Source organism: Peptococcus simiae, assembly GCF_046097595.1.
Lineage (GTDB): Bacteria > Bacillota > Peptococcia > Peptococcales > Peptococcaceae > Peptococcus > Peptococcus simiae.
In genome coordinates this window covers 279,858-306,220 of sequence record NZ_JBJUVG010000001.1, presented here as the reverse complement: position 1 = coordinate 306,220, position 26,363 = coordinate 279,858, and the positions used below count along the sequence as shown (strand labels likewise).

Sequence of the window (26,363 nt, the reverse complement as noted above, 5' to 3'; positions counted from 1 at the left end):
CTCCTTATTCTGCCTGCAAGTCACCATCGTCAAAGGAAATCGTCTTATGCCGGGCATCGCAGAAGGGCGTGTTGTGGGACCCGCCACACCGGCATAGGGTGACCCGGTTACGAACTTCCCAGGTCTGGCCGTCGGCATTTTCAATGGGAATGCCGCCACGGACCACAAGGGGGCCGGAAATGCCCTCTTCCGGGTCCTGGGTCACGACGATTTCCATGGGCAGGTCCGGCTCAATGGGCTCTCCGCTTTCCTTGTCAATGGCCGTCAGCCGGCCACTGGGGCAGTCGACGCAGCCCTGGATGAGCCAGTCTTTGACTTCCGGATCATCACTTTTATCTAGGAGGTCCCAGACCTTGCCATGGGGCGTATGGCAAAAGCGGCTCCAGCTGCAGAGGTCAATGTCATCCTGCAGGTTGACCCCGGCCCCTTCCAGGACCACAGCCCGCTCTTCTACCGTATCAAAGGGGGCCCGGATGGTCCCCTTGAAGGGCCGGTCGCCCTTGGCATGACTGCCGTCGCAAAAGGGCTGCTTATCGGTCCGGCCACAGCGGCAGAGCCGGTAGCTGTCACCGGCGCACTCAAGGGCCTCTCGCTCATCCCAGCGGTGGCTGCCATCCTCATTCTTCCGCAGGGCCTCCTTGTACAGGGGGATATTCCCTTGGATTTCATAGGGGCCTGCTTCTGTAACAATAATTTTCTTTTCTTCGTTAGCCATTATTTCCCCTTTCCCGGCTTTGCCAGAAGAGAAGGGAAAAGCGGTCAGCCCTTTCCTTCTCAAATCTGGCCGTTAAACGCAGCCAGTTCTCTTCCTCTTTTTCGGCCGTTAACCGGCCTAAGGTCTCCTGTGTCATCTCTCTCACTTGCTTGGGCAGGGCGGGATCGGCCAATTGGGCCCGGTTGTGCCGCCACTGCCGTCTGGCCCGGCGAGGCTCATCGGCCAGCCACCGGCCCATATGGTCCAGCATAGCCTGGACTAAAAAGGTTTCGTCTATGCCGGCGGCGACCAGGTCGGTTAACCGGGCGGTCAACCGGGCCGGTTCCATAAAGTCAAAGTAGCTCTCGGCATCATCAAAATTGGTGCCGATATCTGAGGCTGTGGCATAGAAAAAGTCCGCAAAATCATCCGGCGATTCATTCCGGACGGCCAAAAGCAAGTCCTCCAGTTCTTTAATGGCTGTCACGGTTATCCTCCAAATCATCTGCTTCCGGCCAAAGCTTAATGGCAATATTTAAGGCCCGGAGCTTGGCCGCCTTTTTACTGACATTGTACATCATCCTCTCATGGACGGCCGCCAGGGTTTCAACGGCGTCAAAGATATGGGGCCCCTTGTTCATCATGACGCATTCGGCCCGGCGGCTGGACGCGGCATCGGTCATTTCAGCCCGGGTCGGGATCCCGCTCTTGACCATGGTTTCCAGGACCTGGGTGGCCCAGATCACGGGAATGGAGCCACTCTCGCAGATCCACAGGATTTCTTCCTGGAGTTCACTCAAGCGAATATAGCCCACTTCTACGGCCAGGTCCCCCCGGGCGATCATGACCCCAAAGGGGTTTTTCCCGGCCCCCTGGACGATGATTTCCGGCAGGTTGTTAACCCCGGCCAGGGTTTCAATTTTAGCGATAACCCCCATTTGCCCGGCCCGGTCCCCCAGCCGGTCTTCCAATTCCTTTTGCAGGAGGATCATGTCACGGGCGTCTTTCACAAAGGAGACGGCCACCATATCAGCATATTGGCAGATGAAGTCTAGGGCCTGCCGGTCCTGGTCGGTGATGATATCAATGGGGATATCCGCATCCGGGAAGTTGAGGCCCTTTTCGGCCTTCAGCCGGACCCCCTTCTCCTTGAGGACCTTTTCGATTTCCACCAGGACCCCGGCCCGCTGCCGTTCGACCACCCGGCCAATGACCCGGCCGTCATCGATATAGACATGGTCCCCCTCCATCAGGTAGGGGATCATTTCCGGCAGGGTACAGGAAATGACCAGGTCACAGCCGGCAAAGTTTTCCAGGATGGTCCGGCCGGTTAAAAAGAGTCGGTCACCGGGGATGACCACTGGATTTTGACGGGCACTGAGCAGCTGGCGGATCCGGGTTTTCGGGCCGGCAATGTCCATGCAAATTTTCAAAGACCGGCCGGTATCCTTCTCGGCCTTCCGGGCATGACGAATCATGGCCATCCAGGCCTCCGGATTATCGTGGGCACAGTTGATCCGCAGACAGGTGGTCCCGGCCTCAATTAAACGGCGGATAAACTTGCCGTCTGTAGCGGCCTCCGGCGGCAGGGTCACCATGATATGGGTGTCCCGCTCAGCCGGCTTTTGGCCAAAGAGTTCCAGGCTCTGGGCCTCCAGGTACTCCCGGCCCCGGTATTGGTCGGTAAACTCGGCATAGTCCAATTCGCGGCCACAGCCATCGGCCACCATGGATAGGGTCTGGGTGACGGCGTCCAGGTTTTGCATAACCCGGGACTCGGCCCGGCCCAGGGATGACAGGCCATAGGCCGATAAGGCCTCCTGGATGTCCACGATATTGCGGCGGCGGAGGGCCATGTAGTAGGCCATATTTAAGGCACTGGGCCTAAATTCATCCCGGTCGATGGTATTGTCCCAAACATTATAAATTTCCTGACCTTCTTCATATACATCCTTGCGGAGGGCCAGGAGGTCGTCCAGCAGTACTTGCGGTTCTTGTAGGTCATAGCTATTGGCCATAGTGTCCCCTCTTCTCCCTTGTGACTAACGAATAACTAAAACAGGTATGGTAACGTGCTCTAAAACGTGCCGGGTGACGCTCCCCAAAAGCAGCCTTTTAAGAGCAGACCCCATCCCTTCAGTCCCCATGACAATGAAGTCATAGTCATTCGAGGCCGCTTCTTTCTCAATGGTCCGGCTGACCACCCCTTTTTGCAGGGAGATAGCGGTCTGAATACCTGGGTCAAGGCTTTTCTGGGCCTTTTCCAGATGTTGCCGGGCCAGAGGGGCTGCCTTGCTTTCGCTTAAAATCATGGCCTCCTGCCCCTGGATGACCCCTTCCTTACGCGGGTCGGGGATGACGTAGAGGAGGGTCACCTTGGCACCAAAGGCCAGGGCCATTTCATTGGCCGCTGCGACTGCCCGCAGGGCGCATTCAGACCCGTCTATCGGTAGGAGAATATGCTTCATCATAGTTACCACCTTTCATTGCCGGTATGGATTCGATCAAGGCGCCGGCCAGCCGGTCTCCGGACATTGCTCAAAGCCTGCGGCAAGGGCCGCCTTTTTTCCATTTATCAGAAAAATCCGCTTGCCCCGGCCATGCCTTTTAGCTCATATAAAGCTCTATAGCTTCTATTATAATAAAGGGCCAGCCGGCTTACAACCGGTCAGGAGAGAACCATAACCGGAATATCCACGTGTTCTAGAACATACTTGGTCACCGATCCCAAGAGAAACCGTTTCAGGGCGTGGCCCAGGCCTTCCGACCCCATGACGACCAGGTCATAGCCTTCCCGGTCAATGGTCTCGATAATGGTCGAGGCAACCGGCCCCTCAGCCAAAAGGACCTGGACCCTATCCGGCAGGGGGAAGTCGGCCTTGAGCCGGTTTAAGTCAGCCTCAGCCGCCCGATAGCTGGCCGGGTCAGGGGGCTGGACCTGGTCCAGCATATGGTAGTTGACCTGGTCCCGGCCCGACAGGCCGTTGGACAAGACCTCCAGGAGGGTAATCCGGGCCCCACACATGTCCTGTAGGATTTTAGCCTGGGCAAGGGCCTTTACTGAGGCCTCAGATCCATCATAAGGGACGAGTATTTTTTCATAACCGCCAGCCATAGTGACCTCCTTTATAATAAACTTGCACTATCTTTCCATCTATTATATACCCCTTTGGCCACTTTCGCCATAAGGGCCCTGCTTTGCCCCTGCGGGCGCTCATAAATAAAAAAGGCCGGCCCCATCAGCCGGCCTTGGTCCAAGGTCTACCAGGTGTAAAAACCCCAGCGGCCCTGGTCATAGACCGCACAGGAATGGCTGCCGTCTTTTGGCAGGGTTGTGCTGCCCGGGTTCAAGAGGGTCAGGCCCTCGACTTCTTCCAGAACTTTGACATGGGTATGGCCCCAGGCCAGGACATTGGCCCCGGCTTCCAGAGCCCTCTGGATCCGGGTTTCCAGGCTTTCTTCATAGCCATGGACAGCGTAAATGACCAGGGGGCCAAAGTGGCAGACCCGGGCCTTTTGGGTCAAGTCCTGGCCAATGACCATCTGGTCCACATCTGCATCGCAATTGCCCCGCACAAAGGTAATCCGCCGGTCAGACAGGTAGGCAGCTAGGTCTGCCGGTGCATAGGTATCGTGAACCGGGTTTCGGGGACCGTGGTAAAGGACATCGCCGAGGTGGAGGATATAGTCACAGTCCTCCATGTAAGACAGGGCCCGCTTGGTGTGGTAAAGGGACCCGTGTGTGTCTGATAAAACACCAACTTTCATGAATACCTCCTGATCAAGCAACCATTATACCCGACGGACAAGGTCCTCTATTTTTAACTTAGGAACAATGTATTGGCCATCATCATCTAAATAGTAGGACAGGTCTTCCCCTGCAGCCACTTCTTTAATGGTAGAAGTAATGGTCGGGTAACCGAAAGCCACCACTAGGTTACAGGTGTAGCCTTCGCCAATATCTAAGAGCTCCTGCATCTTCTTATGGTTAAAGTTGCCAATGATACAAGAGCCAATCCCCCGGTCCATGGCGGCCAGGGTCATATTGGAAATGGCCAGGCCCTTATCGACATCTACAAAGGGGCTGGATTTTTCATGGGCACACACCGCTACAAAATAAACCGGCCGCTCGCCGGGCTTGGGCTGGCCCTGGTCTGCCGGCAGGCTGGCTGCCCAATGGGTCAGGTCAAAAACCCGGCTGACTTTTTCTTGGCTTTCAACAGAAATAAAGCGCAGGCTCTGCCGGTTCATCCCCGATGAAGCCGTTTGCACCGCCTGGAGGATAGCCTCCCGGTCTTCAGCACTGATGGGCTTAGATTCATCAAATTTCCGGTAGGTCCGTCTTTTTTCCAGTAAGCTTTGTAAATCCATGATCATCGCCTCCCAAGTTCATCTAATGGACATATATAACATACCCAAAGGGGCCGGTCCGGCAACAGCCCGGTAAATAAAAAACCTCCGGCTGGGCCGGAGGTTGGGTTTACGGTCTTAATATACCGGTTTTTAGAAGAGGGAGGACGGGGCGTCATCGTCGTCTTCTGCAGATACGCAGGATTGGACGTGGTCAGGATAACCCCAGGTCCCTTCGACTTCTACAACGTTCTTCACTTCGCAGTCTGCGGCGCCGGGTACCCGGAATTTCTTGATGTCCAGTTTCGGAATCGGGGTTTCGTCCGGTTTCGGTAACTGGGGCACGTATTCATAGGGGTAGCGGTAGCCACGGTAGTAGATGTAGGTGGCGTCCGGACCGAAGGGGGAGATCCATTCCCAGACCACTTCTTTTTCCGGGGTCACTTCGAAGAGTCGACCGCCAACGCCTTCGGTGACGAAGGTGTTCCCGTTGGGCAGACGGCAGGCGTCTGAGGTCAGGGGGCTGTAGAAGCGGTAGTCGTTGACGCCGGGGCCGCCGTAGCCCATCATGTCACTGCCACGCAGTTCCCAGACGAGTTTCTTGGTGACGGGGTTGATTTCCAGGACGCGGGACCGGTCCATAACGTTGACTTTGGTCCCGTTGGGGGCGATGTTGGAGGGCACGCCGTAGCCGGACCAACCGCCGTTGTCGAAGATTAAGATGTTGCCTTCACCGGGCAGGCCTTTGGGGATCATGTGGGTGTGGTGGGGCCCAATGATTTGGCCGATCCGACGTTCTTCTTTGGATTGGAAGTCAGGGCCGAGTTTCCAGACGACTTTGCCGGTTTCTTTGGAGATGATGCACATGAAGTTGGCTTCCCGGCTGTCGAAGATGATGTTGTCCGGATGGAAACGGTCATCGCCCTTGTCATACCACTTGTTGGGGCCCAGGTAGCTGGCGCAGTTGAGGTGGACCCAGTCGCCGACGCCACCGTCTACGGAGTGCATGTTGGGGTAGCGGTAGAGGGCGAGTTTAGCGGCGTCACTAAAGTCGAATTCACGCCAATGGTCGCTGGCCCGCCATTCCCAAACGATGTTGCCTTCCCAGTCGACTTCGATGATGACGTCATCCAGGAGCCGCTGGTCGGAAATCCGTTTGTTTTCAACAGTTTCGTGGGTCAGAATCAGGGTGTTCCCGCTATCGGTCTTGGGTTCCATGCCGGGGACGTAGTAGCCCACGGGGTTCCCTTCCCGTTGGTAGTCGTGGTGTTGGCGAGCCATCCACATGGGTTCGTTGCCTTCGTCTTCGATGTATTCTTTTTTGTCGAACTTCCAGACGATCTTGCCGTCCCAGTCCACTTGAACTAGGTCAATTTGGTCCTGATAGCCGAACTTGCCATCACGAAGACCCCGGCTCCCCATGACATAACCACCGGGTAAAAGCTTGTTCGGGAAGCCCATTAAGTCTTTCCATACCCGAACGACTTCACCGCGCATGTCAAAGAGCACAGCGCCTACGTCTTTTGCTGCAACTAAGTTGTACCCGTTCCAGCATTTTTCAGGATCATACATAGTTACCCCGGTGGGGTGAATAAACGGTTGTCCCACTAAAGTCCACTCCTTTTATAAGTCTAAGCAAGTTTATCATTTACTACTAAACTCATTATAATCTAAATTGTCACACATGTCACGGAAAAGGCCCGGTTTCTGCAATTGTCTTTATCTATGAGCCTATAGCCGCCATCAATCTCAAGGCCGGGGGGCGCCACCGGCCCCCTCATTCCTCCCTTGTGCCGGAAAGCCAGTTTAGCTATAATGCAACTAGATACAGGCCGCACCACTGGTGTAGTGGCCTGCCCTTATCGGGTAAGTACTAGGAGAAAGCACCGAACTTGACAAATTTAGGAGGGTTTTTATGGGAAAAGCACTAGTGATTGGCGCCGGTGGCGTCGCTTCTGTAGCTGTGCAAAAGATGGCACAGAATGATGATGTATTTACGGATGTCATGGTCGCCAGCCGCACTGAATCCAAATGTAAAGATATTGTGAGCAGATGCAAGGATACGAAAGCCAAGTTAACCACCGCCCAGGTCGATGCCGACAATGTGGACGAGCTCATCGCCCTCATCAATGACTACCAACCGGACATTGTCGTCAACCTGGCCCTTCCCTACCAAGACCTGTCGATTATGGATGCCTGCCTGGCAACGAAAACCCATTATCTGGATACGGCCAACTACGAACATCCTGACACCGCTAAATTTGAATACAAATGGCAGTGGGCCTACATGGACAAGTTCAAGGAAGCCGGCATTACCGGAATCCTCGGGTCCGGCTTTGATCCCGGGGTCACCTCGGTCTTTGCGGCCTATGCCTTAAAGCACGAATTTGACGAAATCAACTACATCGATATCCTGGACTGCAACGGCGGCGACCATGGCTATCCCTTTGCGACCAACTTCAACCCGGAAATCAACATCCGGGAAGTGAGTGCCAACGGCCGCTACTGGGAAAATGGCGAATGGGTCGAAACCGAGCCGATGGAAATCAAACGGGAATACGACTTTGACCAAGTGGGCAAGAAGGACATGTACCTCCTTTACCATGAAGAATTGGAAAGCCTGGCTAAAAATATCCCCGGCCTCAAACGGATTCGCTTCTTTATGACCTTCGGCGAAAGCTACCTGACCCACTTAAAATGCCTGGAAAATGTCGGCATGACTTCCATTGAACCGATTGAATTCCAGGGCCAGGAAATCATCCCCCTGCAATTTCTACAGGCCGTCTTACCGGACCCGTCATCCCTGGGCCCCCGGACCGTTGGCAAAACCAATATCGGTTGTATCTTCCAGGGCAAGCAAAACGGTAAGGACAAGACCTACTACCTCTACAATGTATGCGACCACCAGGAAGCCTACAAGGAAGTGGGCAGCCAGGCCGTCAGCTACACCACCGGGGTGCCGGCCATGATTGGCGCCATGCTCGTTCTCCAGGGCAAGTGGGAACGGCCCGGGGTCTACACCGTCGATGAATTCGATCCGGATCCCTTCATGGATGCCCTGAATAAGTGGGGCCTCCCCTGGCGGGAAGACTTCTCACCGGAGCTGGTGGACTAATGGGTTTACATCTAAAAGATGTGCCAACCCCCTTCTTTGCCATTGACGAGGAAGCCTTGGCCAAAAACCTGGCCATCCTGGGCCGGGTCCAGGATGAAAGCGGGGCCAAGATTCTCCTGGCCCAAAAGGCCTTCTCCAACTTTGCCCTCTACCCCATGATTGGCCAGGTCCTGGCCGGCACAACGGCCAGCGGCCTCTATGAAGCCCGCCTGGGCCATGAGGAAATGGGCAAGGAGACCCACATCTTTTCCCCGGCTTACCAAGAGCGGGACTTTGATGAGATTTTAAAATACGTCGACCACCTGTCCTTCAACTCTTTTGCCCAGTGGGAGCAGTTTGGCCCCCGGGCCCTGGCTGCCGGCAAGAGCTGCGGTTTACGGATCAACCCGGACCATTCCACCCAGGACGGGGGTATTTACGATCCCTGTGCCCCGGGGTCTCGCCTGGGCATCCTCAAGAAGGAGGTCCTCGGCAAAAACTTGCGGGGGATTGAAGGGCTCCACTTCCACACCCTTTGTGAGCAGGGCTTCGATGCCCTCCAGGAAACCCTGGACGCCTTTCTAGACCAATTCGGCGAGTACCTCCCTCTCATGCGCTGGCTGAACCTGGGCGGTGGCCACCACATTACCCGGGCTGACTATGATGTCGACGCCCTCATCAACTGTGTCCAGGTCCTAAGCCGGACCTATGGGCTACAAATCTACCTGGAACCCGGGGAAGCGGTGGTCTTAAATGCCGGCACCCTGACGGCCAGCGTGGTGGATATCGTTCACAACGAAATCGATATCGCTATCCTGGATACCTCCGCTGCCTGCCATATGCCGGATGTCATCGAAATGCCCTACCGACCCCCCCTGGCCAATAGCGGTAACCCCCATGAGAAAAAGCACACCTACCGGTTGGCCGGCCCGACCTGCCTGGCCGGAGATGTCATCGGGGACTATTCCTTTGATGCCCCCCTCCAACCGGGCGACCGCCTGATTTTTGGGGATATGGCCCTCTACACCATGGTTAAGACCAATACCTTTAACGGAATGCCCCTGCCGACGATTTTATCGGGTAAGCCCTCAGAGGATGATTGGCGGGTCCTGCGGGCATTTGGCTACGAAAACTTTAAAGGCCGGCTCTAAGCCGCCGACCTTACCGGAAAATAATAAAAGCACCGGCCCTGTCTACCGAGAGACAGGGCCGGTGCTTCTTTGCTTTTTAAGTCGGCTAGACCTTTGGCCCCTTGGCCTTGCCGGTAATGGCCCGGACTTCAATCTTAAAGACCCGGGTCCGGGGAAGGGCCGCCGGGTTGTAGGCAAAGCCTTCATCGATATGGTAGCTGTCGATAATGACCTGCAGGGCCCGGGCCTTGGCCTCAGCGTCCAGCAGTTCATAAGCGATGCCCTGACCAATGACCGAGGCATAATACATGGTGCAGTAACCCCGGTCCCGGTCAGCCACCAGGGCATGGTGGGCATCCATTTCAAAGCTTACCGGGGCGCCATCGACCAGGTACCGGTACTTGGTCCCCTCGGTCGCTCCGTGAAGGTATAGGATAAAACGGTCGCCGGTCCATTCCACTCCCGGATTGACCGGGAGCAGGTAGGGGGCCGGGTCCCCATTAAAGGCCAGCACCGCCCGGTCAGCGGCCTGCATAATAGCCAGTAAATCCGCCGGGGCTGTCAGTTCTCGGTCTTTTTTTCGCATGGTCGTCCTCCTTTTTTAGCATAAGGGCCTAGGCCCGGTCCAGGACCTGGAGCCGATCCAACCACCGGCGCAGGCAACCTGTTTCAAAAAAGGTCAGCAGGGCCCCATCGTGGAACTTCTCCGCTTCGATAGCCGCCACGATTAAAGCCATGACCCCTCGGGCGTCCATCCGGTCCAAAGGCGCCTCTTGCATGTCAGCCAGGCCCCACTGGAGGCCATAGGCCTTTAAAATATCGCTAAAGTCACGCAGGCCCAGCAGGGGGTTCTTCTTCTGGAATCGACCGACGGCCTGGACAAAGGCCTTGACCTCATCACTGTAGACCACATGAGCTGTTTCCGTCGGGGCAGCCTCGGTGCCCTCGTTCTGGTCATCGATGACCCAGTGGCCGGCCGGACTCTGGAAGAGCCGGTCCCGGTAGTCGGTAATGGGCTTATAGGTCATACCGGCCTGCCTGGTCTGCTGACTCGGTAAAGAGGTAGGAATCCATGGCCAGGGCGCCCATCCGGTTCTCACGGTTAAAGGCCCGGGCCGGGTCCCCATCTGCCGCCCCCAGGGCCATGATAAAGGGCCGGAAGTGGTCCGGCGTCGGGACGGCATAGGCCGCGTCCGGGTGGCTTTCGTAGTTGAGTAGGGCCTCGATATCCCCCGCTTCCACCGCTTCAGTGATAAAGCCGGCAAAGCGCTCCGTCTGGGGGGTGCCCCCGTCTATATCCCCGCGCACCTGGCGCAGGTTATGGACGATATTCCCGCTGCCCATGATGAGCAGGCCCCGGTCCCGTAAGGGGGCTAATTTACGGCCTAAGTCATAGGCTGCCCGGGGACCGAGCTGGCTATTCACACTCAACTGAACCACCGGGATATCCGCCGCCGGGAACATATGGACCAGGACCGTCCAACTGCCGTGGTCAACCCCCCAGCGGTCATTAAGGGTCACCTCATCACCCAAGACAGCTTGGACCGCCTCGGTAATGGCCAGGTCCCCCTTGGCCGGGTATTCCACCTGGTATAGGGCCTCCGGAAAGCCATACATATCATAAATCTGTTCCGGTTGGGCCGCACTTTGCACATAGTTGGCATTTTTATACCAATGGGCCGATATGGATAGAATCCCCCGAACCGGGCCATCAATGTCTTGTATTTTTTGCCCCACCTGCTTGAGCTTGTCGGTCAGGGGGGAATCTTCTAAAGCAATCATCGGACTGCCATGGCCAATAAAAAGTACAGGCATGCGCATAGCTATTCCGCTCCTCTCTATACTCCTCTGTGCTGCTTACACCCGCTTCACCCGTATACAGCGGGGAATGGTTAAGTTCTGAATCCGGCCGCTCTTGGCAAAGTCTGTCCAAAGACGGCGAATCCGCCGGCCCACCTGGTCGATTTCCCGGGCGGGCTTATTCATCAGGAGGGGGCTTCCCCGGTAGCCGGCCGCCCCAAAGACCAGGGGCATTTCCGCGCAATGGCAGCCGCCGAAAACCGAGCTGTCTTCCCCCCAGCTGCAGGTATAGTGGTAGACCCGGCCGCCGGCCCCGGCGTATTGCCGGGCAAAGGCCCAGGTCCCCTTTTGGAAGATGGCCCGGGACATATAGCGCAGGAGCACTTCGAAAGCCGGCCCCAGAACCGGGGCCTGAACGAGCTTGGGAAACCAGGGGTACTTGGCCAGGTAAATCGAAGGTTCCCGGCTATTGGCCCCAATCAGGAGGTCCACCTCTTTGGCCGCTGCAGCATAGGCCCTATCCAGGTCCCCGCCTGCCGGCAGGGGATCGACCCCCGGCCGGGGCGCGAAGTGCATGTACTTGGCATACCCCCATTCCTTAACAGACCGCTGGGCCTGGCCCTGGGCCTCCCGGAGGTCCTCTCCCCGGGGCCGGCGGGCAAAAGGCCGGAGCATCGCTGCCAGCTGCCCCTCCATCTTTTCCCGTTTCTCCAGGGTCCCGAAGGGGGCACTCTGAATGATAGCCCGCTGAAATAAGCCCGAGGTCCCGGCCACAGCCAGGAGCCGGTGGACCGAGGTCCCTCCGGCCGATTGGCCGAAAATACAGACCGCCTCAGGGTCGCCGCCAAAGCGGTCAATATACCGGTTGACCCATTCCAGGGCTGCCAGCTGGTCTAAAAATCCCGGATGACCGGGACCGCCTGCTTCATCAAAGAGAAAGCCAAAGGCCCCAAGCCGGTAGTTTGCAGCGACCACAATGACCTGGCCCTCTTCAGCCAGGAGGCTGGGGTCATAGGCCCGGTTGGCAATGCCGCCATTGCTAAAGCCGCCCCCGTGAAACCAGACCATGACCGGCAATTTTTCCGGCAGGTCCTCCTGGACCAGGGGCACCGTCACCGTCAGGTAGAGGCAGTCTTCAGCCTGGTCCACTTGGCCATAGTCCACACCAAAAATCAACTGCTCCAGGGCCGCCTTATTTTGCAGGGCATAGGGCGCCGGGACCTGCCGGTCGGCCAGGCCCTCGGCCAAGGTCAAGGGCCTAGGCGGCACAAACCGGTCTGCCCGGGCATAGCGAATGCCCTGAAATTGCACAACTGCCCCCCGGCGCTGTCCCTCTGTAAGCCCTATTTTATCTTTTTCCATGACCTGCTCCTTTGGCCCTGTCCGGCCCACTTAACCCAGTAAAATATCTAAAATCATCATGATAATGAAACCCACCACAATCCCATAGGTTGCCTGGCGTTCATAGCCATTGGCATGGGTTTCCGGAATAATCTCGTCGCTAATGACAAAGAGCATGGCCCCACCGGCCAGGGCTAGGATAAAGCCCACCAGGGGCTGAAAGACCTGAACCAGGCCAAAGCCCATAAAGGCCCCCACCGGTTCAACCAGGCCCGTCGCCAAAGCAATCAGGAAGGCATAGGCGGGCGTATACTTCTCCCGGACCAGAGCCAGGGCCACCGCCATCCCCTCGGGCATATTCTGTAAGCCAATGCCCAGGGCCATGGCCATCCCATTGGCCAGGTTATCTGTCCCAAAGCCAACCCCGGTCGCCAACCCTTCCGGGAAATTATGAATGGTAATGGCAATGACGAAGAGCCAAATCTTCTTCAGGCTCTTGGCATCCCGGCCCTCAATCCGTTTATCCAGCAAGTGCTCATGAGGAGCCAGCTTATCAATCATATCCAAAAGGATGGCTCCGCCCAAAATACCGGCCGAAGTCACCAGCACCGCCTTCACATCCCCACCGCCGTAGTCGATACTCGGCATAATGAGGGAAAAACAGGTCGCTGCCAGCATCACCCCGGCCGCCCCGCCCAATAAGGTATCCAGGGTCCGCTGGGAAACGCTCCGGGTAAAAAATATCGGCAGGGCCCCAAGACCCGTCGCCAAACCCGGCAAAATACAACCTAAAGCAATAATCAGTCCACTCGACATTGCCAACGATCCACTCCTTTTACATATCATTTAGTCAAATATATACCCATCATGACCCCTGCTTATCCAGACCCGGACATAGAAAAAGACAGGTCCTCTAACAGGTCCTGCCTCTTCTTTGCATCTCATCCGGCTAGCCCCGGGACCTTAAAAGGCCTACCCCGGTTGCTGCCAGACCCAGGCCCAGGAGGATAAAGCCTTGGTTACTATCCAAGCGCCCCAGCACCGCTAAAACAGCGACGGCTACCCCCATTGCCAGGCCAACAGCCTGGCTGGCCAAGGTGATGGTCTCACCCATAGATGGGTCTTGATTCGCTACCTCCCGGTCATCCGCCAGCAGGTCACCGGGGCCCAGGTCCAAGGCCTCTGCTATTTTCTGCAAGCCCTCTGCATCCGGATAAGCCCGGCCGGCCTCCCAGCTCGCCAGGGTTTCTTCAGTAATCCCGGTCTTTCCGGCCAGGTCCGCCAGGGTCAGGCCCCTGGCCTGGCGCCGGTCCCCCAGCCCTTCACCGATTGTTCTTTTCTTCATAGCCCACTCCTTTATGCCACGCGAATAGATAAGTCTATCATACCCTCTACCGCTACAGTCATCTATCTATGTGTGGTCAATAAAAGGTAAATAATGGGTATAAAACCGCCTCTCCCTGGTCGGACCTAGTTCAACCCGGGGATCCCTACCGGCCAGGTGGATTGGTTCCAGCACATATCCCAGAATAAATACTCAAAGTAACCGGTTTTCAAAACAATATCCTCTAATTGATCGAGCTCATAGTCAGCCTTGCCCTCAGCAATCCGGTTCATCAGGGCCATGGCATCATCATTCAACTGGGTAAAGTCATCCCCGGCATACATCTGAATCCAGCTGCCATACTTATCCCCCTCCAGGGCCCCCGGGATTGCCGCCAAGGCCCGGCCGATATAGCTATAGCTCCAGGAGCAGGCCAAGAGCGCCGCCGATACATTTTCCACCCCACCGGCCTGGGCCTGGCTCAGCATATAGCTGGTGTAGGCCAGGTTCACCGCCGACGGCTGTGTCGCTAAAAGGTCTGCCTCAGACAGGCCAAAGCTTGCACAGTATTCCCGGTGCAAGTTCATCTCTACAAAGAGCACCCCGTCCAACCCCTTGGCATAGGCCTGCATCATCTCCAAGGACGTCGCCTTTTCTGTGCCAATGGCAAAGAGCCGGGCATACTCCACCAGGTAGACATAATCCTGGGTCAACCAGTGCTTAAACTTCTCTATAGGCAGGGACCCATCCCCCATCCCCTTCACAAAAGGATGGGCCAGGTAGCTCTCCCATAAAGGCTTCACCTTCGGCCAAATACGATCTGTAAACTGCATAAAAAAACCTCCTTGTCATTTCACAAGGAGATTTTATCCGCTTATCTATCCCTTTTTACAGCAACACGTCCCTCCGCCGGCATTACCCGGATCAGGTCATGAGTTCGGCAAAAGCCATCTCAGCATAACGCTCCCCTTGTGTTAACTTAAGTATACCAGGCGCAAAAGGAAATACAAGGGCCAGAGCCCCACCCCCGCGTTTGCGGGAAAAATGTTATCCTAATTAATCAATATAGGATCACCCCTGCGCCTGCAGGAACACTTCTAGTATACCACATAATCGCCCACTAAGCTGCAAAATAAAGACCAAAACCCGGTAAAATCCAGCCTTAATCATAGATAGCCCCGTCTGAAGCCGGTATCATGGTCCCCATAAAAGAGGTCTCTCTTTCAGATGATAGGGGGGCGCGTGCACTCAGCCTAACGGTCTTAGCTTTTCCTATATCGCCGTAGCTTCAGAAAGAGAGGGCTCTTTTTTATATCCCAAATCGCCTGTAAGGCTTGTGTCCTATCCTAAAAGAGGGCCCGGATGTTTACTTGTGGGCCCAGGCCGGACACTTTAGCCAGCCTATCGGTCTTGAGCTTTCCGGCTGACAACTATGCTTAAGCCGGTCAGGGCGACGAGGGCCAGGTAATAGATGGGGCCCTGGTTGAGAACCAATAGGCCTAAGAGGGTATTGGTCAGGCCATGGAGGGCCATGCAGGCCGGGACGGACCGGGTCAGGGTCATGAGGGCCGAGAGCCAGTAGCTGAGGGCCAGGCCCAGGAGGGCGAAGCTAGCGAAGGACATGGTCTGGTGGCTATTGCCTTCGATAAACCAGAGGGGGATATGCCAGCCCACCCAGATGAGGCCAATGACCAAAGGGGCCAGCCAGACAGGCAGGCGGGGCGCCAGGAGGGGCTGGAGGGTACCCCGCCAGCCTAGCTCTTCATTGCCGCCAAAGAGGAGGCCGGCCTGGATAAAGACCAGACCAAAGACAACCAGGGCCCGCCCATCTCTAGGGATGCCCTGGGCCGGGCCGGAGGAAACGACCAGGAAAAAGAGGGACAAGAGGCCGGCAAAGCCGGCTAGGATGGGGAGGGTCCCGGGCCGGTGGCTGGCCAGGAAGTGGCCCAGCCCTTGTAGGGAAAAGCCACCCGGCAGGCAGAGGCAGGCGGCGATGGTCGGGCCAAAGCCCCCTAGGCAAAAGGCCAGCAGGGCCGGCGGATCCTGGGCGGTTAGCGGGCTTATTTTTATAAGCAGGGCCTCGCCCCACCAGGCCAGCCAGCTGATGGCAAAGGTCAGGGCCAGGTAGCGCTTTAGCCGGGCAGGCGGGTTTTTAGTGGTCATGGCTATCCCTCTCTCCTTTAGTTGGCCGATGCTTTATTAAGCTAGGTCCACTATAACATATTTTAAAGCATATTCAAGAGTCCTGTCCCAAATCCATACCGGCCGGCCAACCTTTCCGGCCAAAGAAAAAAGCTCCTGAGCCAGTTTCTCGCTCAGGAGCTTTTTATTGATCGCCCTTTAGGTCACTCTCTGGGCCTGGACCACTAGCCGCTCGGTATCAGAGCAGGTGGACAGGGTCAGGATGGGGTGGCTGGGGTCGGCGGGCAGGTCTTCTTGGATGAGGTTACGCTCGGCAACCCAGTTTCTAAAGGTCTGCCAGTCTGTGAGGCTGTAGTTGGGGGCCCGGTAGGGACTGGCGGGGGAGGCGATGTAGACGGCGACGACTTGGTAGTCTTGCCGGCCTTCCGGGGTGTAGATGTGCACTGTGGGGTGGGCATCGCGGAAGGCTTGGTCCTGGTAGCCTTCCAGGTCGTGGAAGACTTGACCGCTTTGGACGTTATGCCCGTACAGGATGGTGTTTTGATCGGTTAGGTCCGGCTGGTTGGCTTTGTCCATGAAGACTTCGCCAAAGGGGTGATAGGCGCCGGTGTAGCTGTGGTCCAGGTAGTAGGCGTTGTCTTGGCCTTGGACGATGGGGAGGTCTATCTTGGTGCCGGGGATTTGGATCCAACCGATGATATCGGGGTACCTGTCCCTAAGGTCAGCTAAAGTTCGGGCCACGCTTTCAGCCTCTAAGCCGGCCTTTTCTCCCGCCAGGGTCTCCGCCTCTGAAGAGACGGGCAGCTTGGCCTTAAGAACTTCATGTTGACTGGTAAAATCATGGTCAGCCAGATAATAACTGACGATTTTATAGCCGGAGAATAAGATAACCAGGAGGAGGCCGACTTTAATGGCCAACAAGACTTTTTTATGCACCTTGATGCCTCCTTAGTTACCTAAATCTTTATTCGTCCTCTTTTCTTCTAACCCCCAGCAAGGCTAAAAGAGCGGAAGCCGCACCGGCTAAACCGGCATAGGGGAGGACGCCGGGGTCAAAGGTCTTGGGGGCCAGGCTGTCGTCATTGGCCTGGCTGACAGCTGCCGGTTGACCGGGGGCTTGGGGGCCTGCCGGTGCGGGCTGGGCGGGGCTGACGGGGTCATTGCCGCCGGGTTGGACGGGGGTCGGCTTGACCGGATCGGGCGTAACCGGTTTGTCCGGGGTCGGGGGTACCGGCTTATCCGGGGTTTTGCCGCCGGGTTCGCTCGGGTTGGGCTTGACCGGTTTGTCCGGGGTATTGCCGCCGGGTTCGCTTGGGTTGGGCGGTACCGGGTTATCCGGTGTATTGCCGCCGGGTTCGCTCGGGTTGGGCTTGACCGGTTTGTCCGGGGTATTGCCGCCGGGTTCGCTTGGGTCGGGATTGACGGGGGTACTCGGGTCTGTCGTTCCGGGGGTAGAGGGGGTGCTGGGCTTGGTGCTGCCACCGCCGCCCGGATTGGGTCTGGGTGGCATCTTACATAAAGTACCCACCCTGACGATTTTCTTAACCGGTTCCTTGATGGTCTTTCCTTCAATATTTCCGTCTCTTTGAGAGTTTACTACATTAATAGAAATTTCTCTTAGGCCCTCCTCGCCTTCTTGGACGGTTACTATTTCTCCGGCTGCCATTGTGTCGTCTCTTATAACCTCAACTTCGTAGGCAATTTTATCAACGTATTTTACTTGCCCACTTGTCTTAGAACCGACCTTAACCACTCGATTTGTAGGCGCTACATCTGTTTCAGTGACTTCAATCTTGCCGGTTTTGGGGTTAAAGGTACTTGTAATGGTCTTAGTCCCCTTAGCTCCGGCAGTTTTTTCTTCAGTCTTTCCATATTCCATCGTGTCATCAAGTTCATACTCGGTATTAAATGGAATATCGACAGTTTTTTCAACGGCCTTAGTGCCGATTTCGACGATTCTCTTTTGGCCTTCTTCCGTTCTTTCGATGGTCTTCAGATTGCTGGTTGCTTGGTCATAGTAGACTTGAACCGTCGTCTTGCCGGCTTTTCCAGCTTGTTTTTCGACCATAATACCGGAGTCGAGTTGGTCATTGTATTCGAATACCGTTTCAATGGGCTTGTTCACTTCTTTGGTAACTGTTTGGGTACCAATTTCTACTATGCGTTTTTTTGCTGCCTTTGTTTCCCTAGAAGTGGTCGTCATTTCGCCATCTTTTGCACCATTTTTAATCTTTTGGGTGTAGGTTACTTCTTTTGTACCAACCTCACCCTCTTGGATGACATCGATGATGCCGGCAGGTCTTTCTGACACATATCTCACTTCAACTTCAAATGGAATTTCTTCAGTTTCAGTATGACTTACTTGTCCAGTGAAGTCCTTACTTCCCACTTTCACCACTTGAGTGACGGGTTTAGTTTCTGATGTTACGGAAGTTTCTGTTACCTGAGCGTTTTTGATGGTAAACTTCGTTACCTTTTCTCCCTCTTGACCGGGCGTGACGATTTCGTACTTGCCACTTTGCATAGTGGGATCGTACTCAACTTTTACATCAAAGGGGATCTTTTCAGTATGGGTGTAAGTGCCTTCTTTTTGCGCACCAATTCTTACAATCTTCTTGGTCGGTTGAGAATTTGTAACTGTTTCGCCGACAGATTTATCGGTGACCTTGCCATTTACAATGGTTAAAGTCGTGGTAACTTGCGTTTCTCCATTTTTACCAGCTTGTTCTACAACCTCATCTCCCGGCGATAAAGTCTCGTCAAGTTTATATTCCACGTCAAATGGAATAATGCCTTTGTCGACTATTTCATAAGTTCCGGTTAAGTCGCCTTCGCCGATAATGATAACTGCATTTTCAGCTTGTTTAGTGGTCTCCCAAGTTAAGCTGTCAGCATTGGTTATCTTGGAGTTTTCGATGGTAAGCGTAGTCTTCTTGCTACCCTTTACACCTCTCTTTTCATTGCCAGCGGCGTCTGTTTCATACTTCCACTGACCCTTCTTTAGGCTTGGGTCTGTCTTCACTTCAACATCAAATGGAATTTCTTGGACCACTTCGTGCGTTCCATCTGTCTTAGCACCAATTCTTACAATCTTCTTAACCGGTGCCTTTGTTTGAGTGGTAGTGCCCTTTACGGAATCAGTGACTTGACCATTGGTAATAGTGTGGGTTGTTGTCGTGGATTTTTCTCCAAGAACGCCTTCTTGATCTATTTCTTCCACACCTGGTGCAAGATTTGGATCAATCTTGTATTCCACTTCAAAGGGTACTACGTCCTTGTCAGTAGTAGTAAATGTTCCAGTAAAGTGCTTATTACCTACTTTTATAACAGCATTGACCGGTTGCCTTGTAGTAGAAGTTTGAGCAGAACCTTCCACAACCTTGGAGTTCTTAATAGTCCAAGTAGTCGTCTTCGATCCCTTTTCGCCCTTTGTTACTTCCTTATAGGTTCCCGCTTGCATGGTGGGGTCATATTCCACAGTGTATTCAAATGGAATTTCCTCTGTATGGGAGTGAGTGCCGTCGGTCATGGTGCCGACCTTTATGACCTTGTCGATCTTCTGTGTTGTAACAGTTTCATCTGTCACTGTGAAGGATTTTTGCTCACCATTTTCAAACCTTTGCGTAATGGTCTTGGTCTTTTCGCCAGCTTTCCCTTCAGTTTTAACTCTAGTCTCTCCAGCTGCTAGAGTATCGTCAGGCTGAATGATGACATCAAATGGAATAGTTTCTTTGACAGTGTTCGTAAGTTCCCCAGTAAATTTGTGCGTACCTACCTTGACTACTTGGATAGGTTTTGTCACAACTGCTGTTTCACTGGTCTCAATCTGTCCAGTTTCCGGATTGTAGGTGTTTGTAACAGTTGTCACTACCTTACCCGGGGTATAGTCGCCAAGTTCTGCCTTGCCTACGCCTAGAGTTGCATCGTATTCGTATCTGATTTCTACGCCAACTTCACTGCTGGCTTCCTTGTTGTTGGTCACCGGTTTCTTGCCCACTCTTATAATGTGGTCAACTGGAGCCACATTATTTGTCACACTTGTTTGAATGTCACCTTCAGGCGCTCCATTTTTGATGTTTTGCGTGTAGGTTGTCGTCTTCGTTCCCTTTTGTCCTTGTTGTTGAACAACAACCTTTCCTGGTGCAAGTTCAGTATCTTCAATGACTTCTACCTTAAATGGAAGCTCTTCCGTTACATCATGGCTTACTTCTCCAGTAAAGTCCTTAGATCCAACGAGGATTACTGCGTTGACAGGCTCTACTCTTGTTTCTACAGGGTCGCCAACTTTTTGTGAGTTGACGATGGTCCATGTCTTCGTAATGGAACCGTCTGTACCAGAAATATCCTGGCCGCTAGCATCTTTCTTATATTGCCATGTTCCCTTTGGAATAGACGGATCATATCCCACAGTAAACCCATGTTTGATGGGGTCGGTGTCTACAAGAGTGCCTTCTGTCTTTGTACCTACCTTGATTACCTTGTCTACTTTTTCAGTTGTAGTTGTCGTAATCTTTCTTTCTGGAACTGTAATCTTACCTGTTGGCGGGTTCTTAGGGTCAAAATGATCCATCAGCTCTTCGAAAGTCTTTCCATCGTAACTTGCTTCCGTTACATTTCCGTACTGGTCTGTAGTCTTTGTAATCTTAGACGCATCCCAATATCCCTTATTTACCATATAATCAGCAATGGCATTGTAATTAGGAAGATTGTACACACCATTTGTTTCGTCATGGAGCAAGAATTTTTCTTCGCCAATAGTAGTCATCATTTCATCAAGGCTTACTATTTGTGGTGCCTTAACTACAGTTTTTTCAACGCCTACTACACCTTCGGTGACCGTTTGTTTTTGACCAGCTGCTAAAGAATCGTCAAACTGGATGGTGGTATCAAATGGAATTTTATTTTCGTGGGTGTAGTCGTACTTGGTGCCCACACGGACTACCCTGTTCACAGGTGCAGTCGTCGTTTCTGTTGTTGTAGAGATTGTACCAGTTTGTGGGTCTCTCACTGTCTTTACAGTGGCTAGCCCATCAGCACCTTCTACATCTACCACTTCTTCCCCTGCTGCAAGGGTTGGATCGTAGATGATTTCGGTGTCGTGTTTGATATTGACTTCTTGAGTAAGAGGTTTTACCCCCACTTTGACCAGTCTGTCTTGCTTCTCCGTCAGGGTATCTTCAACAACAGTGTATTTAGCATCACCAGGTTCAAAGACGCCATCGACGATAATCCCCTTGACCCCATTTTGAACGGCCTGGATAAATTTAACCTTTTTCTTGCCAACTGTCCCTTCATGGACAACTTGGATGACGCCCATGTCTAAGTTTTCGTCATAGACTTCCTTAGACTCAAAAGGTATGTCCTTTTCATATTCGTGGACTACCTCTGTTTGGTACCTAGGTCTGGCTATAAACTGAGCCCTTACTTCCTCCGTCTTGGCCTCGCCAGTTGTCTTGTCGGTGTAGTTGACGATAACTGGGATGTAGATATTCTCCCCACCGATTATCTTCACATTATCTGGTACCACAGCTGTTACTTGGCCAGTTGTTTCATTGATAGTTACATTTGTCCAAGTATTGCCCCTGTCATCTGTGTATGTTCCTGGTTTTAGTTCATAGGATACGGGGTCATTTTTGTTGGCATTTTGTGGAATCTCTGGTGTGTTTACAAGCCTATCCCCTTGGTAACCAGTCTCTGCGTGGTATTCTGGCTTATTGTTGTCAGAATCTTGCACGACAAAGTGGAACCATTCCCCATCTTCTGATCCATTGGTGTAGGTGTAGTGCATAGGAATGGCTATAAAGTCCCCAGCCTTTGCAGTCTTTGGCGCTGTTACCTTAAAGCTTGAAAGGTCGCCTGGGGTGATTTCTATCTTCCAGCCATCTGCCTCAGCCTTTGCTATAAAGTCTGGGTCAACCTTGCCTGTTACGCGGCCTTCGTTACGGGCCTTGTTCATTTCATCGGCAGTCTTTTCATAGGGGAATACCCCTTCATTTTCTGCCTTGATTTCCATAACCTTGGACTCACCAGGCTTGATGCCCGTCATTTGGTCTGTATCTTTGACTTTTTTAATGTCCCAGTTTTGGTCGTAGTAGCGGGTATCGTCAAGGTTTACAGTGATCGATCCCACCTTGTTGTAGTGGTCGTACCTGGCTATGCCTTGGTTGGCTATGATTACAGTCTCGCCATTGTGGGTGATGGCTGTGGTGCCAGCCCCTGGGTCTGTGTAATACTTGCTGACAAACCCTTGGTCGGAATTGTCCTTGTCTACTAGGGTCTTAAATTCTTCTTCAGTCCTTGGCCTTGCAAAAAACCTGGCCTCTAGGCTTTGGATCCCCTTAAAGATAGGATCATTAAAGATAGAGTTGGGGTTTAGGATTGGCTTGTATTCGCCCTTGGCTGCTGCCTCTGGGTCATTCATAATGGCCCCTTCCGGCATCTTAAAGACTACATCTCCCTCTGTTAGGGTAGCGTTAGGGTCTTGTTTTTGAAGTTCAGCTAAAATCTCCGCCTTATTATCTGGTGTAATAAGGATGGCCTGGGCGTATTTGGAGTCAACTACATAGCCATCAGGGTGGTAAACCTCGCTGGTAATACGGGAGTAGTCATCGATTGTAATTTCTTTTGGATTATCGTGCTCGTCCTTAATTGTAACGGTCTCGCGTAAAAGGTTATCTATCCTGGCCCCTGTCTTTATATACTGGCCCTTGACTGGGACAGTGTTTATAGAGGTATCCCCTGTAACAGAAATAATCGATAAGTTCCTATTTTCATTGGGGTAGGGATTGACTGTGAAATAAGTTGCATAGTTATCATTACCTTCAAAAATCTTAGCATTTGGATTTTCCTGGGTGTATTTTGTAATAAATTCTATTTTCGCATTTTTATTTTCAATCTTATTTAGCTTTTCCAAGAAGTCCTTGTCGACTTCTAGGTAAAATCCAGTTTGCCTACTACTTGTTATCCTTACATGGATACTTCCATTTGGGTTGGCCTCTGTTTTTCCACCTATGATTACTTCAAGGTCACCTGCATTCTCTCCCTCACCTGGTTTAAGAGGGGCGCCTCTCATTGTGGAGGTGGCCCCTACTTCTGTGTAGGTCCTCTGGCCTTTCTCTTTATCTACTTCTATAGTAAGACCTACCTTGGTCTTGTCAGGTGAACCAGGAGAAGGCTCTATAATTGTGGCAGTAACCCCTTCAACTTGGGTCCTATCTTCTGCATTTCCTAAGGATTTTTGAGTGCCCTTATTGGTAAGGTCTGAATTCTTATATTCTCCAACCTTAGCCTCATCGGCTGCCATAGATCCATCAGTTTTAGTGATCGTACTGCCTTGGTCGTCCTTGGCTACGCCTACAGAGGCTGGGCCTGTGCCCGCAGCTCCTGCTCCAAGGGGGGTGGGCACTTCTTCGGGGCTCGTTTCAATAGGCGTAGCAGGGGTAGCCGGTTCTGCCTGATTGTCAGCACTTGCAGGACTTTCTACTTCTCCAGTCGGAGCACCTGCCCCAGCAGGAGATGGTTCTACCTGGTTATCGGAAAGCGGGGTAGACCTTCCTACCTTGGTCACAGGTGTCGCCGGTTGGGCTTCCAGCGTCCCTCCGTCAGCTGGCTCTTCCTCAACCAGAGGTTGAGCTACCCCCTGATTTTCTGCAACAGGACTAGAAGCAGCCGGTTCTTCGGCTACTTCTGTAGGGCTGGTGGCATCAACTTTTTTAGAGGTCTCTCCTGTATCAAGGCCGGTGACTGCTGCGCCCTGGTCACTTGCTTCACCCGGAATATTTCCAGGAGTAGACGGGGCAGGGCTGGCTAGCTCATCGGCACTAGGACTTTCTACAACCACGGTTTCCGGCAAGGCCTGGGCCTCCTGGGCCAAGACCGGAGCCGGGGCCGCCCATAAGGCGTAGCCAAGGATGCAGGACACCAGGCCAACGGAAAACTTCCGCATCCCGTACTTGGGCATTTGCTCGACCAGTAACCGGTTCTTTTCCTCTATCTTTTTCTGTATGCTTTCCAAATGTAACGTCTCCTTTTTTATCTGTACTCCTTTATGCCTCCATCAACATCTAGTAATCCTCTAGACATTAACAAGATAAAAAGCCCCAGTCCTAAAAGTGGGGATAGGTGGTTATGCACACTAAGAGGTAGCATAACATACTTGGTCCGGTTTTTCATTTTTTTCCATTATTTGTTATTTATTTTTAACTTTTTATGTTTACATTTATAGGATACCCTCGCCCGCCTAGTGGGAAACAAAAAAGCCCCGGTCATCGGGGCTTTTCTAGACTGACAAAAGGCTTGTGGCTTATTCCCACTCAATCGTTGCCGGGGGCTTGCCGGTGATGTCGAAGACGACCCGGTTGACGCTGGGGACTTCGTTGACGATCCGGCGAGCGATTTTATCCAGAATCTCATGGGGGATGGGGTAGTATTCGGCGGTCATGGCGTCGGTGGAGCTGATGGCCCGGAGGCCGACCATGTAGGAGTAGGTCCGTTCATCGCCCATGACGCCGACGGTGCGGACGTCCGGCAGGGTGGCAAAGGCTTGCCAGATTTCCCGGGTGAGGTCGGCTTTGTCCAGTTCTTCTCGGTAGATGGCGTCGGCTTCCCGGAGGATATCGCATCTTTCCTTGGTGACTTCACCCAGGACGCGGATGCCCAGGCCGGGGCCCGGGAAGGGGTGGCGCCAAATAAGGGCGGGGTCAATGCCCAGTTCCAGGCCCACCTGGCGGACTTCATCCTTGAAGAGCTCTCTGAGGGGCTCGAGGACTTTGAGGGTCATGTCTTCAGGGAGGCCACCGACGTTGTGGTGGCTCTTGATGACAGCGGTATTGGTGCCGCCGCCGCTTTCAATGATATCCGGGTAAATGGTGCCCTGGCCCAGGTAGTCGATGGTGCCGATTTTGGCGGCTTCTTCTTCAAAGACCCGGATGAATTCTTCACCGATGATTTTCCGCTTGCGTTCGGGGTCTGTAACGCCTTTGAGCTTGCCTAGGAAGCGGTCTTCGGCGTTGACCCGGATGAAGTTCATATGGAAGTGTTCTTTGAAGACGCTTTCGACCATGTCGCCTTCATTTTTCCGCATGAGGCCATGGTCACAGAAGATGCAGGTGAGCTGGTCACCAATGGCCCGGTGGATGAGGACGGCGGCAACTGAGGAGTCAACGCCGCCGGACAGGGCACAGATGACTTTTTGGTCGCCGACGGTTTGGCGGATGGCGGCGACCTGGTCATCGATAAAGGCGGCCGGGGTCCAGTCCGGGCTGAGACCTACGCACTTCAGGAGAAAATTGGCAATGATTTCCGTGCCGCCCTGGGTGTGGACGACTTCCGGGTGGAACTGAAGGCCGTAGAGGCTGCGGGCCGAGTCTTCAAAGGCGGCAACCGGGCAATCGGCGGTTTTGGCGGTGGCGGTAAAACCTTCCGGCAGGGCGGCGATTTGGTCGGTATGGCTCATCCAGCAGCTGGCTTCCCGGGGCAGGCCGGCAAAGAGGGCGCTGTCACCGTAGGTAATTTCGGTTTTACCGTATTCTCGCTTGGCGGGTTTTTCCAGCTGGCCGCCGAAGGACTGGCACATGAGCTGGGCCCCATAGCAGATGCCCAGGATGGGCACGCCGGTCCGGAAGACCTCTTCCGGCAGGCGGGGGGCATCGGGGCTCATGGTGGATGAGGGGCCACCGGTCAGGATGACGGCCGCGGGCTTTCTTTTGGCGATTTCATCGGCTGCCTTGGTATAGGGGATTAATTCGGAATAAAAGCCGATTTCCCGGACCCGGCGGGCGATGAGCTGGTTGTACTGGCCGCCGAAGTCAACGACAAGTACGACTTGGTGTTCGTTTTGCATTAGGCCTCTCCTCCTCTGACCACACAAATATCCGCTAGTTCACGATAGTTACCGGCATAGTCCAGGCCGTAGCCGATGACGAATTCATCGGGGACGTCCAGGCCAATGTAGTCGATATGGATATCGACTTCCCGGCGGGAAGGTTTATCTAGGAAGCTGCAGTAACGGACGCTGGCCGGCTTGTATTGCTTAATGTATTCTCCGACGGCTTTTAAGGTGTTGCCGCTATCGGTGATGTCATCCACCAGGAGGACGTCACAGCCTTCCAGGTCGTCAAAGCTCTGGTATTTAACGTTGACCTGGCGGGTGGAGACGGTACCGTCACCATAGCTGGATGCCACCATAACTTCCAGGCGGATGGGCATTTCCAGGTGGCGGATTAAATCGGCGGTGAAAACCATAGCCCCTTTTAAGAGGCTGACCACCACTAGGGGGCGGTCGGTTTGGTTGGCGTAATCACGGTTAATGGCAGCGCCGATCTCGGCAACTGTCTCGGCAATTTTTTCTCTGGATACCAAGACTTCTCTGTGACCGTTCAGCATAGATAACCTCCATATAAAAAAGATTTGCCCCGAAGGGCAGATGACTTGGATTCATATAGCTAAGTATAGCATACTAGCAGGGGGTAAACAATTCGCAGACTTATG

Annotated in this window: 21 protein-coding genes, 1 pseudogene and 1 riboswitch; of the genes and pseudogenes, 2 read left to right on the top strand and 20 right to left on the bottom strand. The window is 53.7% G+C overall.

All coding sequences use genetic code 11. The features are described from left to right. Positions 1-4: 4 nt before the first annotated feature. The 8 genes from ACKQTC_RS01240 to ACKQTC_RS01205 all read right to left on the bottom strand — a co-directional run bounded on the left by ACKQTC_RS01240 (position 5) and on the right by ACKQTC_RS01205 (position 6,652). Positions 5-715 carry a CDGSH iron-sulfur domain-containing protein gene (locus ACKQTC_RS01240; protein WP_408976618.1) on the bottom strand — a complete coding sequence of 237 codons (711 nt, stop codon included), beginning with the start codon at positions 713-715 and terminating at the stop codon, positions 5-7. Further along, positions 708-1,181, bottom strand: coding sequence for a hypothetical protein (locus ACKQTC_RS01235; protein ID WP_408976617.1), 474 nt, complete (start codon positions 1,179-1,181; stop codon positions 708-710). Before ACKQTC_RS01235 ends, ACKQTC_RS01240 begins: the two co-directional genes overlap by 8 nt. Further along, a complete protein-coding gene (locus ACKQTC_RS01230; protein WP_408976616.1) occupies positions 1,168-2,712 on the bottom strand; it encodes a pyruvate kinase in 1,545 nt (514 codons plus the stop codon). Before ACKQTC_RS01230 ends, ACKQTC_RS01235 begins: the two co-directional genes overlap by 14 nt. A gap of 24 nt (positions 2,713-2,736) precedes the next feature. Next, positions 2,737-3,165 carry a universal stress protein gene (locus tag ACKQTC_RS01225; RefSeq protein WP_408976615.1) on the bottom strand — a complete coding sequence of 143 codons (429 nt, stop codon included), beginning with the start codon at positions 3,163-3,165 and terminating at the stop codon, positions 2,737-2,739. Positions 3,166-3,362: 197 nt separating this feature from the next. After that, positions 3,363-3,809, bottom strand: coding sequence for a universal stress protein (locus tag ACKQTC_RS01220; protein ID WP_408976614.1), 447 nt, complete (start codon positions 3,807-3,809; stop codon positions 3,363-3,365). A 146-nt stretch (positions 3,810-3,955) separates the two neighbouring features. Beyond that, positions 3,956-4,462: a phosphodiesterase gene (yfcE, locus tag ACKQTC_RS01215; RefSeq protein WP_408976613.1), complete on the bottom strand. Its 507-nt coding sequence runs from the start codon at positions 4,460-4,462 to the stop codon at positions 3,956-3,958. A 24-nt stretch (positions 4,463-4,486) separates the two neighbouring features. After that, a complete protein-coding gene (locus ACKQTC_RS01210; protein ID WP_408976612.1) occupies positions 4,487-5,065 on the bottom strand; it encodes a nitroreductase family protein in 579 nt (192 codons plus the stop codon). Between the two features lie 132 nt (positions 5,066-5,197). After that, positions 5,198-6,652 carry an aryl-sulfate sulfotransferase gene (locus tag ACKQTC_RS01205; protein WP_408976611.1) on the bottom strand — a complete coding sequence of 485 codons (1,455 nt, stop codon included), beginning with the start codon at positions 6,650-6,652 and terminating at the stop codon, positions 5,198-5,200. 304 nt (positions 6,653-6,956) lie between these two features. On the opposite strand from ACKQTC_RS01205, the pseudogene ACKQTC_RS01200 reads away from it, so the two are divergent. Next, a pseudogene (locus ACKQTC_RS01200) lies at positions 6,957-8,159 on the top strand (saccharopine dehydrogenase family protein); the annotation flags it as partial. After that, the gene (nspC, locus tag ACKQTC_RS01195) at positions 8,159-9,289 is read left to right on the top strand and encodes a carboxynorspermidine decarboxylase (RefSeq protein WP_408976610.1); all 1,131 of its coding nucleotides are present in this window, start codon (positions 8,159-8,161) and stop codon (positions 9,287-9,289) included. The pseudogene ACKQTC_RS01200 and the gene nspC, both read left to right, overlap by 1 nt. An 85-nt stretch (positions 9,290-9,374) precedes the next feature. Here the strand turns inward: nspC and ACKQTC_RS01190 are convergent, their stop codons facing one another. The 12 genes from ACKQTC_RS01190 to hpt form a co-directional block, all read right to left on the bottom strand. Beyond that, positions 9,375-9,854, bottom strand: a complete 480-nt coding sequence (locus ACKQTC_RS01190) for a pyridoxamine 5'-phosphate oxidase family protein (protein WP_408976609.1) — start codon at positions 9,852-9,854, stop codon at positions 9,375-9,377. A 28-nt stretch (positions 9,855-9,882) separates the two neighbouring features. Beyond that, on the bottom strand, positions 9,883-10,296 hold the full coding sequence (locus ACKQTC_RS01185) for a DUF6508 domain-containing protein (RefSeq protein WP_408976608.1): 414 nt from the start codon (positions 10,294-10,296) through the stop codon (positions 9,883-9,885). Next, a complete protein-coding gene (locus tag ACKQTC_RS01180) occupies positions 10,286-11,089 on the bottom strand; it encodes a DODA-type extradiol aromatic ring-opening family dioxygenase (protein ID WP_408976607.1) in 804 nt (267 codons plus the stop codon). Before ACKQTC_RS01180 ends, ACKQTC_RS01185 begins: the two co-directional genes overlap by 11 nt. A 36-nt stretch (positions 11,090-11,125) precedes the next feature. Continuing rightward, positions 11,126-12,430 (bottom strand): carboxylesterase family protein, encoded by a 1,305-nt coding sequence (locus tag ACKQTC_RS01175; RefSeq protein ID WP_408976606.1) that lies wholly within the window; start codon positions 12,428-12,430, stop codon positions 11,126-11,128. Between the two features lie 30 nt (positions 12,431-12,460). After that, positions 12,461-13,225 (bottom strand): ZIP family metal transporter, encoded by a 765-nt coding sequence (locus tag ACKQTC_RS01170; protein ID WP_408976605.1) that lies wholly within the window; start codon positions 13,223-13,225, stop codon positions 12,461-12,463. Positions 13,226-13,358: 133 nt separating this feature from the next. After that, a complete protein-coding gene (locus tag ACKQTC_RS01165; protein ID WP_408976604.1) occupies positions 13,359-13,754 on the bottom strand; it encodes a helix-turn-helix domain-containing protein in 396 nt (131 codons plus the stop codon). Positions 13,755-13,879: 125 nt separating this feature from the next. Next, entirely contained in the window at positions 13,880-14,566 is a 687-nt protein-coding gene (gene tenA / locus ACKQTC_RS01160) for a thiaminase II (RefSeq protein ID WP_408976603.1), read from the bottom strand. Positions 14,567-14,617: 51 nt separating this feature from the next. Beyond that, positions 14,618-14,713, bottom strand: a riboswitch (TPP riboswitch). A gap of 421 nt (positions 14,714-15,134) precedes the next feature. Continuing rightward, positions 15,135-15,896 carry a CPBP family intramembrane glutamic endopeptidase gene (locus ACKQTC_RS01155; RefSeq protein ID WP_408976602.1) on the bottom strand — a complete coding sequence of 254 codons (762 nt, stop codon included), beginning with the start codon at positions 15,894-15,896 and terminating at the stop codon, positions 15,135-15,137. 177 nt (positions 15,897-16,073) lie between these two features. After that, entirely contained in the window at positions 16,074-16,811 is a 738-nt protein-coding gene (srtB, locus tag ACKQTC_RS01150) for a class B sortase (RefSeq protein ID WP_408976601.1), read from the bottom strand. A 28-nt stretch (positions 16,812-16,839) separates the two neighbouring features. Continuing rightward, the gene (locus ACKQTC_RS01145) at positions 16,840-23,715 is read right to left on the bottom strand and encodes a G5 domain-containing protein (protein ID WP_408976600.1); all 6,876 of its coding nucleotides are present in this window, start codon (positions 23,713-23,715) and stop codon (positions 16,840-16,842) included. A 462-nt stretch (positions 23,716-24,177) separates the two neighbouring features. Continuing rightward, the gene (gene guaA / locus ACKQTC_RS01140) at positions 24,178-25,716 is read right to left on the bottom strand and encodes a glutamine-hydrolyzing GMP synthase (protein WP_408976599.1); all 1,539 of its coding nucleotides are present in this window, start codon (positions 25,714-25,716) and stop codon (positions 24,178-24,180) included. Beyond that, positions 25,716-26,258: a hypoxanthine phosphoribosyltransferase gene (gene hpt / locus ACKQTC_RS01135; protein WP_408976598.1), complete on the bottom strand. Its 543-nt coding sequence runs from the start codon at positions 26,256-26,258 to the stop codon at positions 25,716-25,718. Before hpt ends, guaA begins: the two co-directional genes overlap by 1 nt. Positions 26,259-26,363: the final 105 nt, after the last annotated feature.

What these genes read in the sequence shown, in the direction of transcription:
- ACKQTC_RS01230 (WP_408976616.1), bottom strand. Translation starts at nt 2,712, where the DNA reads ATGGCCAATAGCTATGACCTACAAGAACCGCAAGTACTGCTGGACGAC.
- ACKQTC_RS01185 (WP_408976608.1), bottom strand. Translation starts at nt 10,296, where the DNA reads ATGACCTATAAGCCCATTACCGACTACCGGGACCGGCTCTTCCAGAGT.
- ACKQTC_RS01190 (WP_408976609.1), bottom strand. Translation starts at nt 9,854, where the DNA reads ATGCGAAAAAAAGACCGAGAACTGACAGCCCCGGCGGATTTACTGGCT.
- ACKQTC_RS01170 (WP_408976605.1), bottom strand. Translation starts at nt 13,225, where the DNA reads ATGTCGAGTGGACTGATTATTGCTTTAGGTTGTATTTTGCCGGGTTTG.
- nspC (WP_408976610.1), top strand. Translation starts at nt 8,159, where the DNA reads ATGGGTTTACATCTAAAAGATGTGCCAACCCCCTTCTTTGCCATTGAC.
- tenA (WP_408976603.1), bottom strand. Translation starts at nt 14,566, where the DNA reads ATGCAGTTTACAGATCGTATTTGGCCGAAGGTGAAGCCTTTATGGGAG.
- ACKQTC_RS01210 (WP_408976612.1), bottom strand. Translation starts at nt 5,065, where the DNA reads ATGGATTTACAAAGCTTACTGGAAAAAAGACGGACCTACCGGAAATTT.
- guaA (WP_408976599.1), bottom strand. Translation starts at nt 25,716, where the DNA reads ATGCAAAACGAACACCAAGTCGTACTTGTCGTTGACTTCGGCGGCCAG.
- hpt (WP_408976598.1), bottom strand. Translation starts at nt 26,258, where the DNA reads ATGCTGAACGGTCACAGAGAAGTCTTGGTATCCAGAGAAAAAATTGCC.
- ACKQTC_RS01175 (WP_408976606.1), bottom strand. Translation starts at nt 12,430, where the DNA reads ATGGAAAAAGATAAAATAGGGCTTACAGAGGGACAGCGCCGGGGGGCA.
- ACKQTC_RS01225 (WP_408976615.1), bottom strand. Translation starts at nt 3,165, where the DNA reads ATGATGAAGCATATTCTCCTACCGATAGACGGGTCTGAATGCGCCCTG.
- ACKQTC_RS01180 (WP_408976607.1), bottom strand. Translation starts at nt 11,089, where the DNA reads ATGCGCATGCCTGTACTTTTTATTGGCCATGGCAGTCCGATGATTGCT.
- ACKQTC_RS01240 (WP_408976618.1), bottom strand. Translation starts at nt 715, where the DNA reads ATGGCTAACGAAGAAAAGAAAATTATTGTTACAGAAGCAGGCCCCTAT.
- ACKQTC_RS01165 (WP_408976604.1), bottom strand. Translation starts at nt 13,754, where the DNA reads ATGAAGAAAAGAACAATCGGTGAAGGGCTGGGGGACCGGCGCCAGGCC.
- ACKQTC_RS01155 (WP_408976602.1), bottom strand. Translation starts at nt 15,896, where the DNA reads ATGACCACTAAAAACCCGCCTGCCCGGCTAAAGCGCTACCTGGCCCTG.
- yfcE (WP_408976613.1), bottom strand. Translation starts at nt 4,462, where the DNA reads ATGAAAGTTGGTGTTTTATCAGACACACACGGGTCCCTTTACCACACC.
- ACKQTC_RS01220 (WP_408976614.1), bottom strand. Translation starts at nt 3,809, where the DNA reads ATGGCTGGCGGTTATGAAAAAATACTCGTCCCTTATGATGGATCTGAG.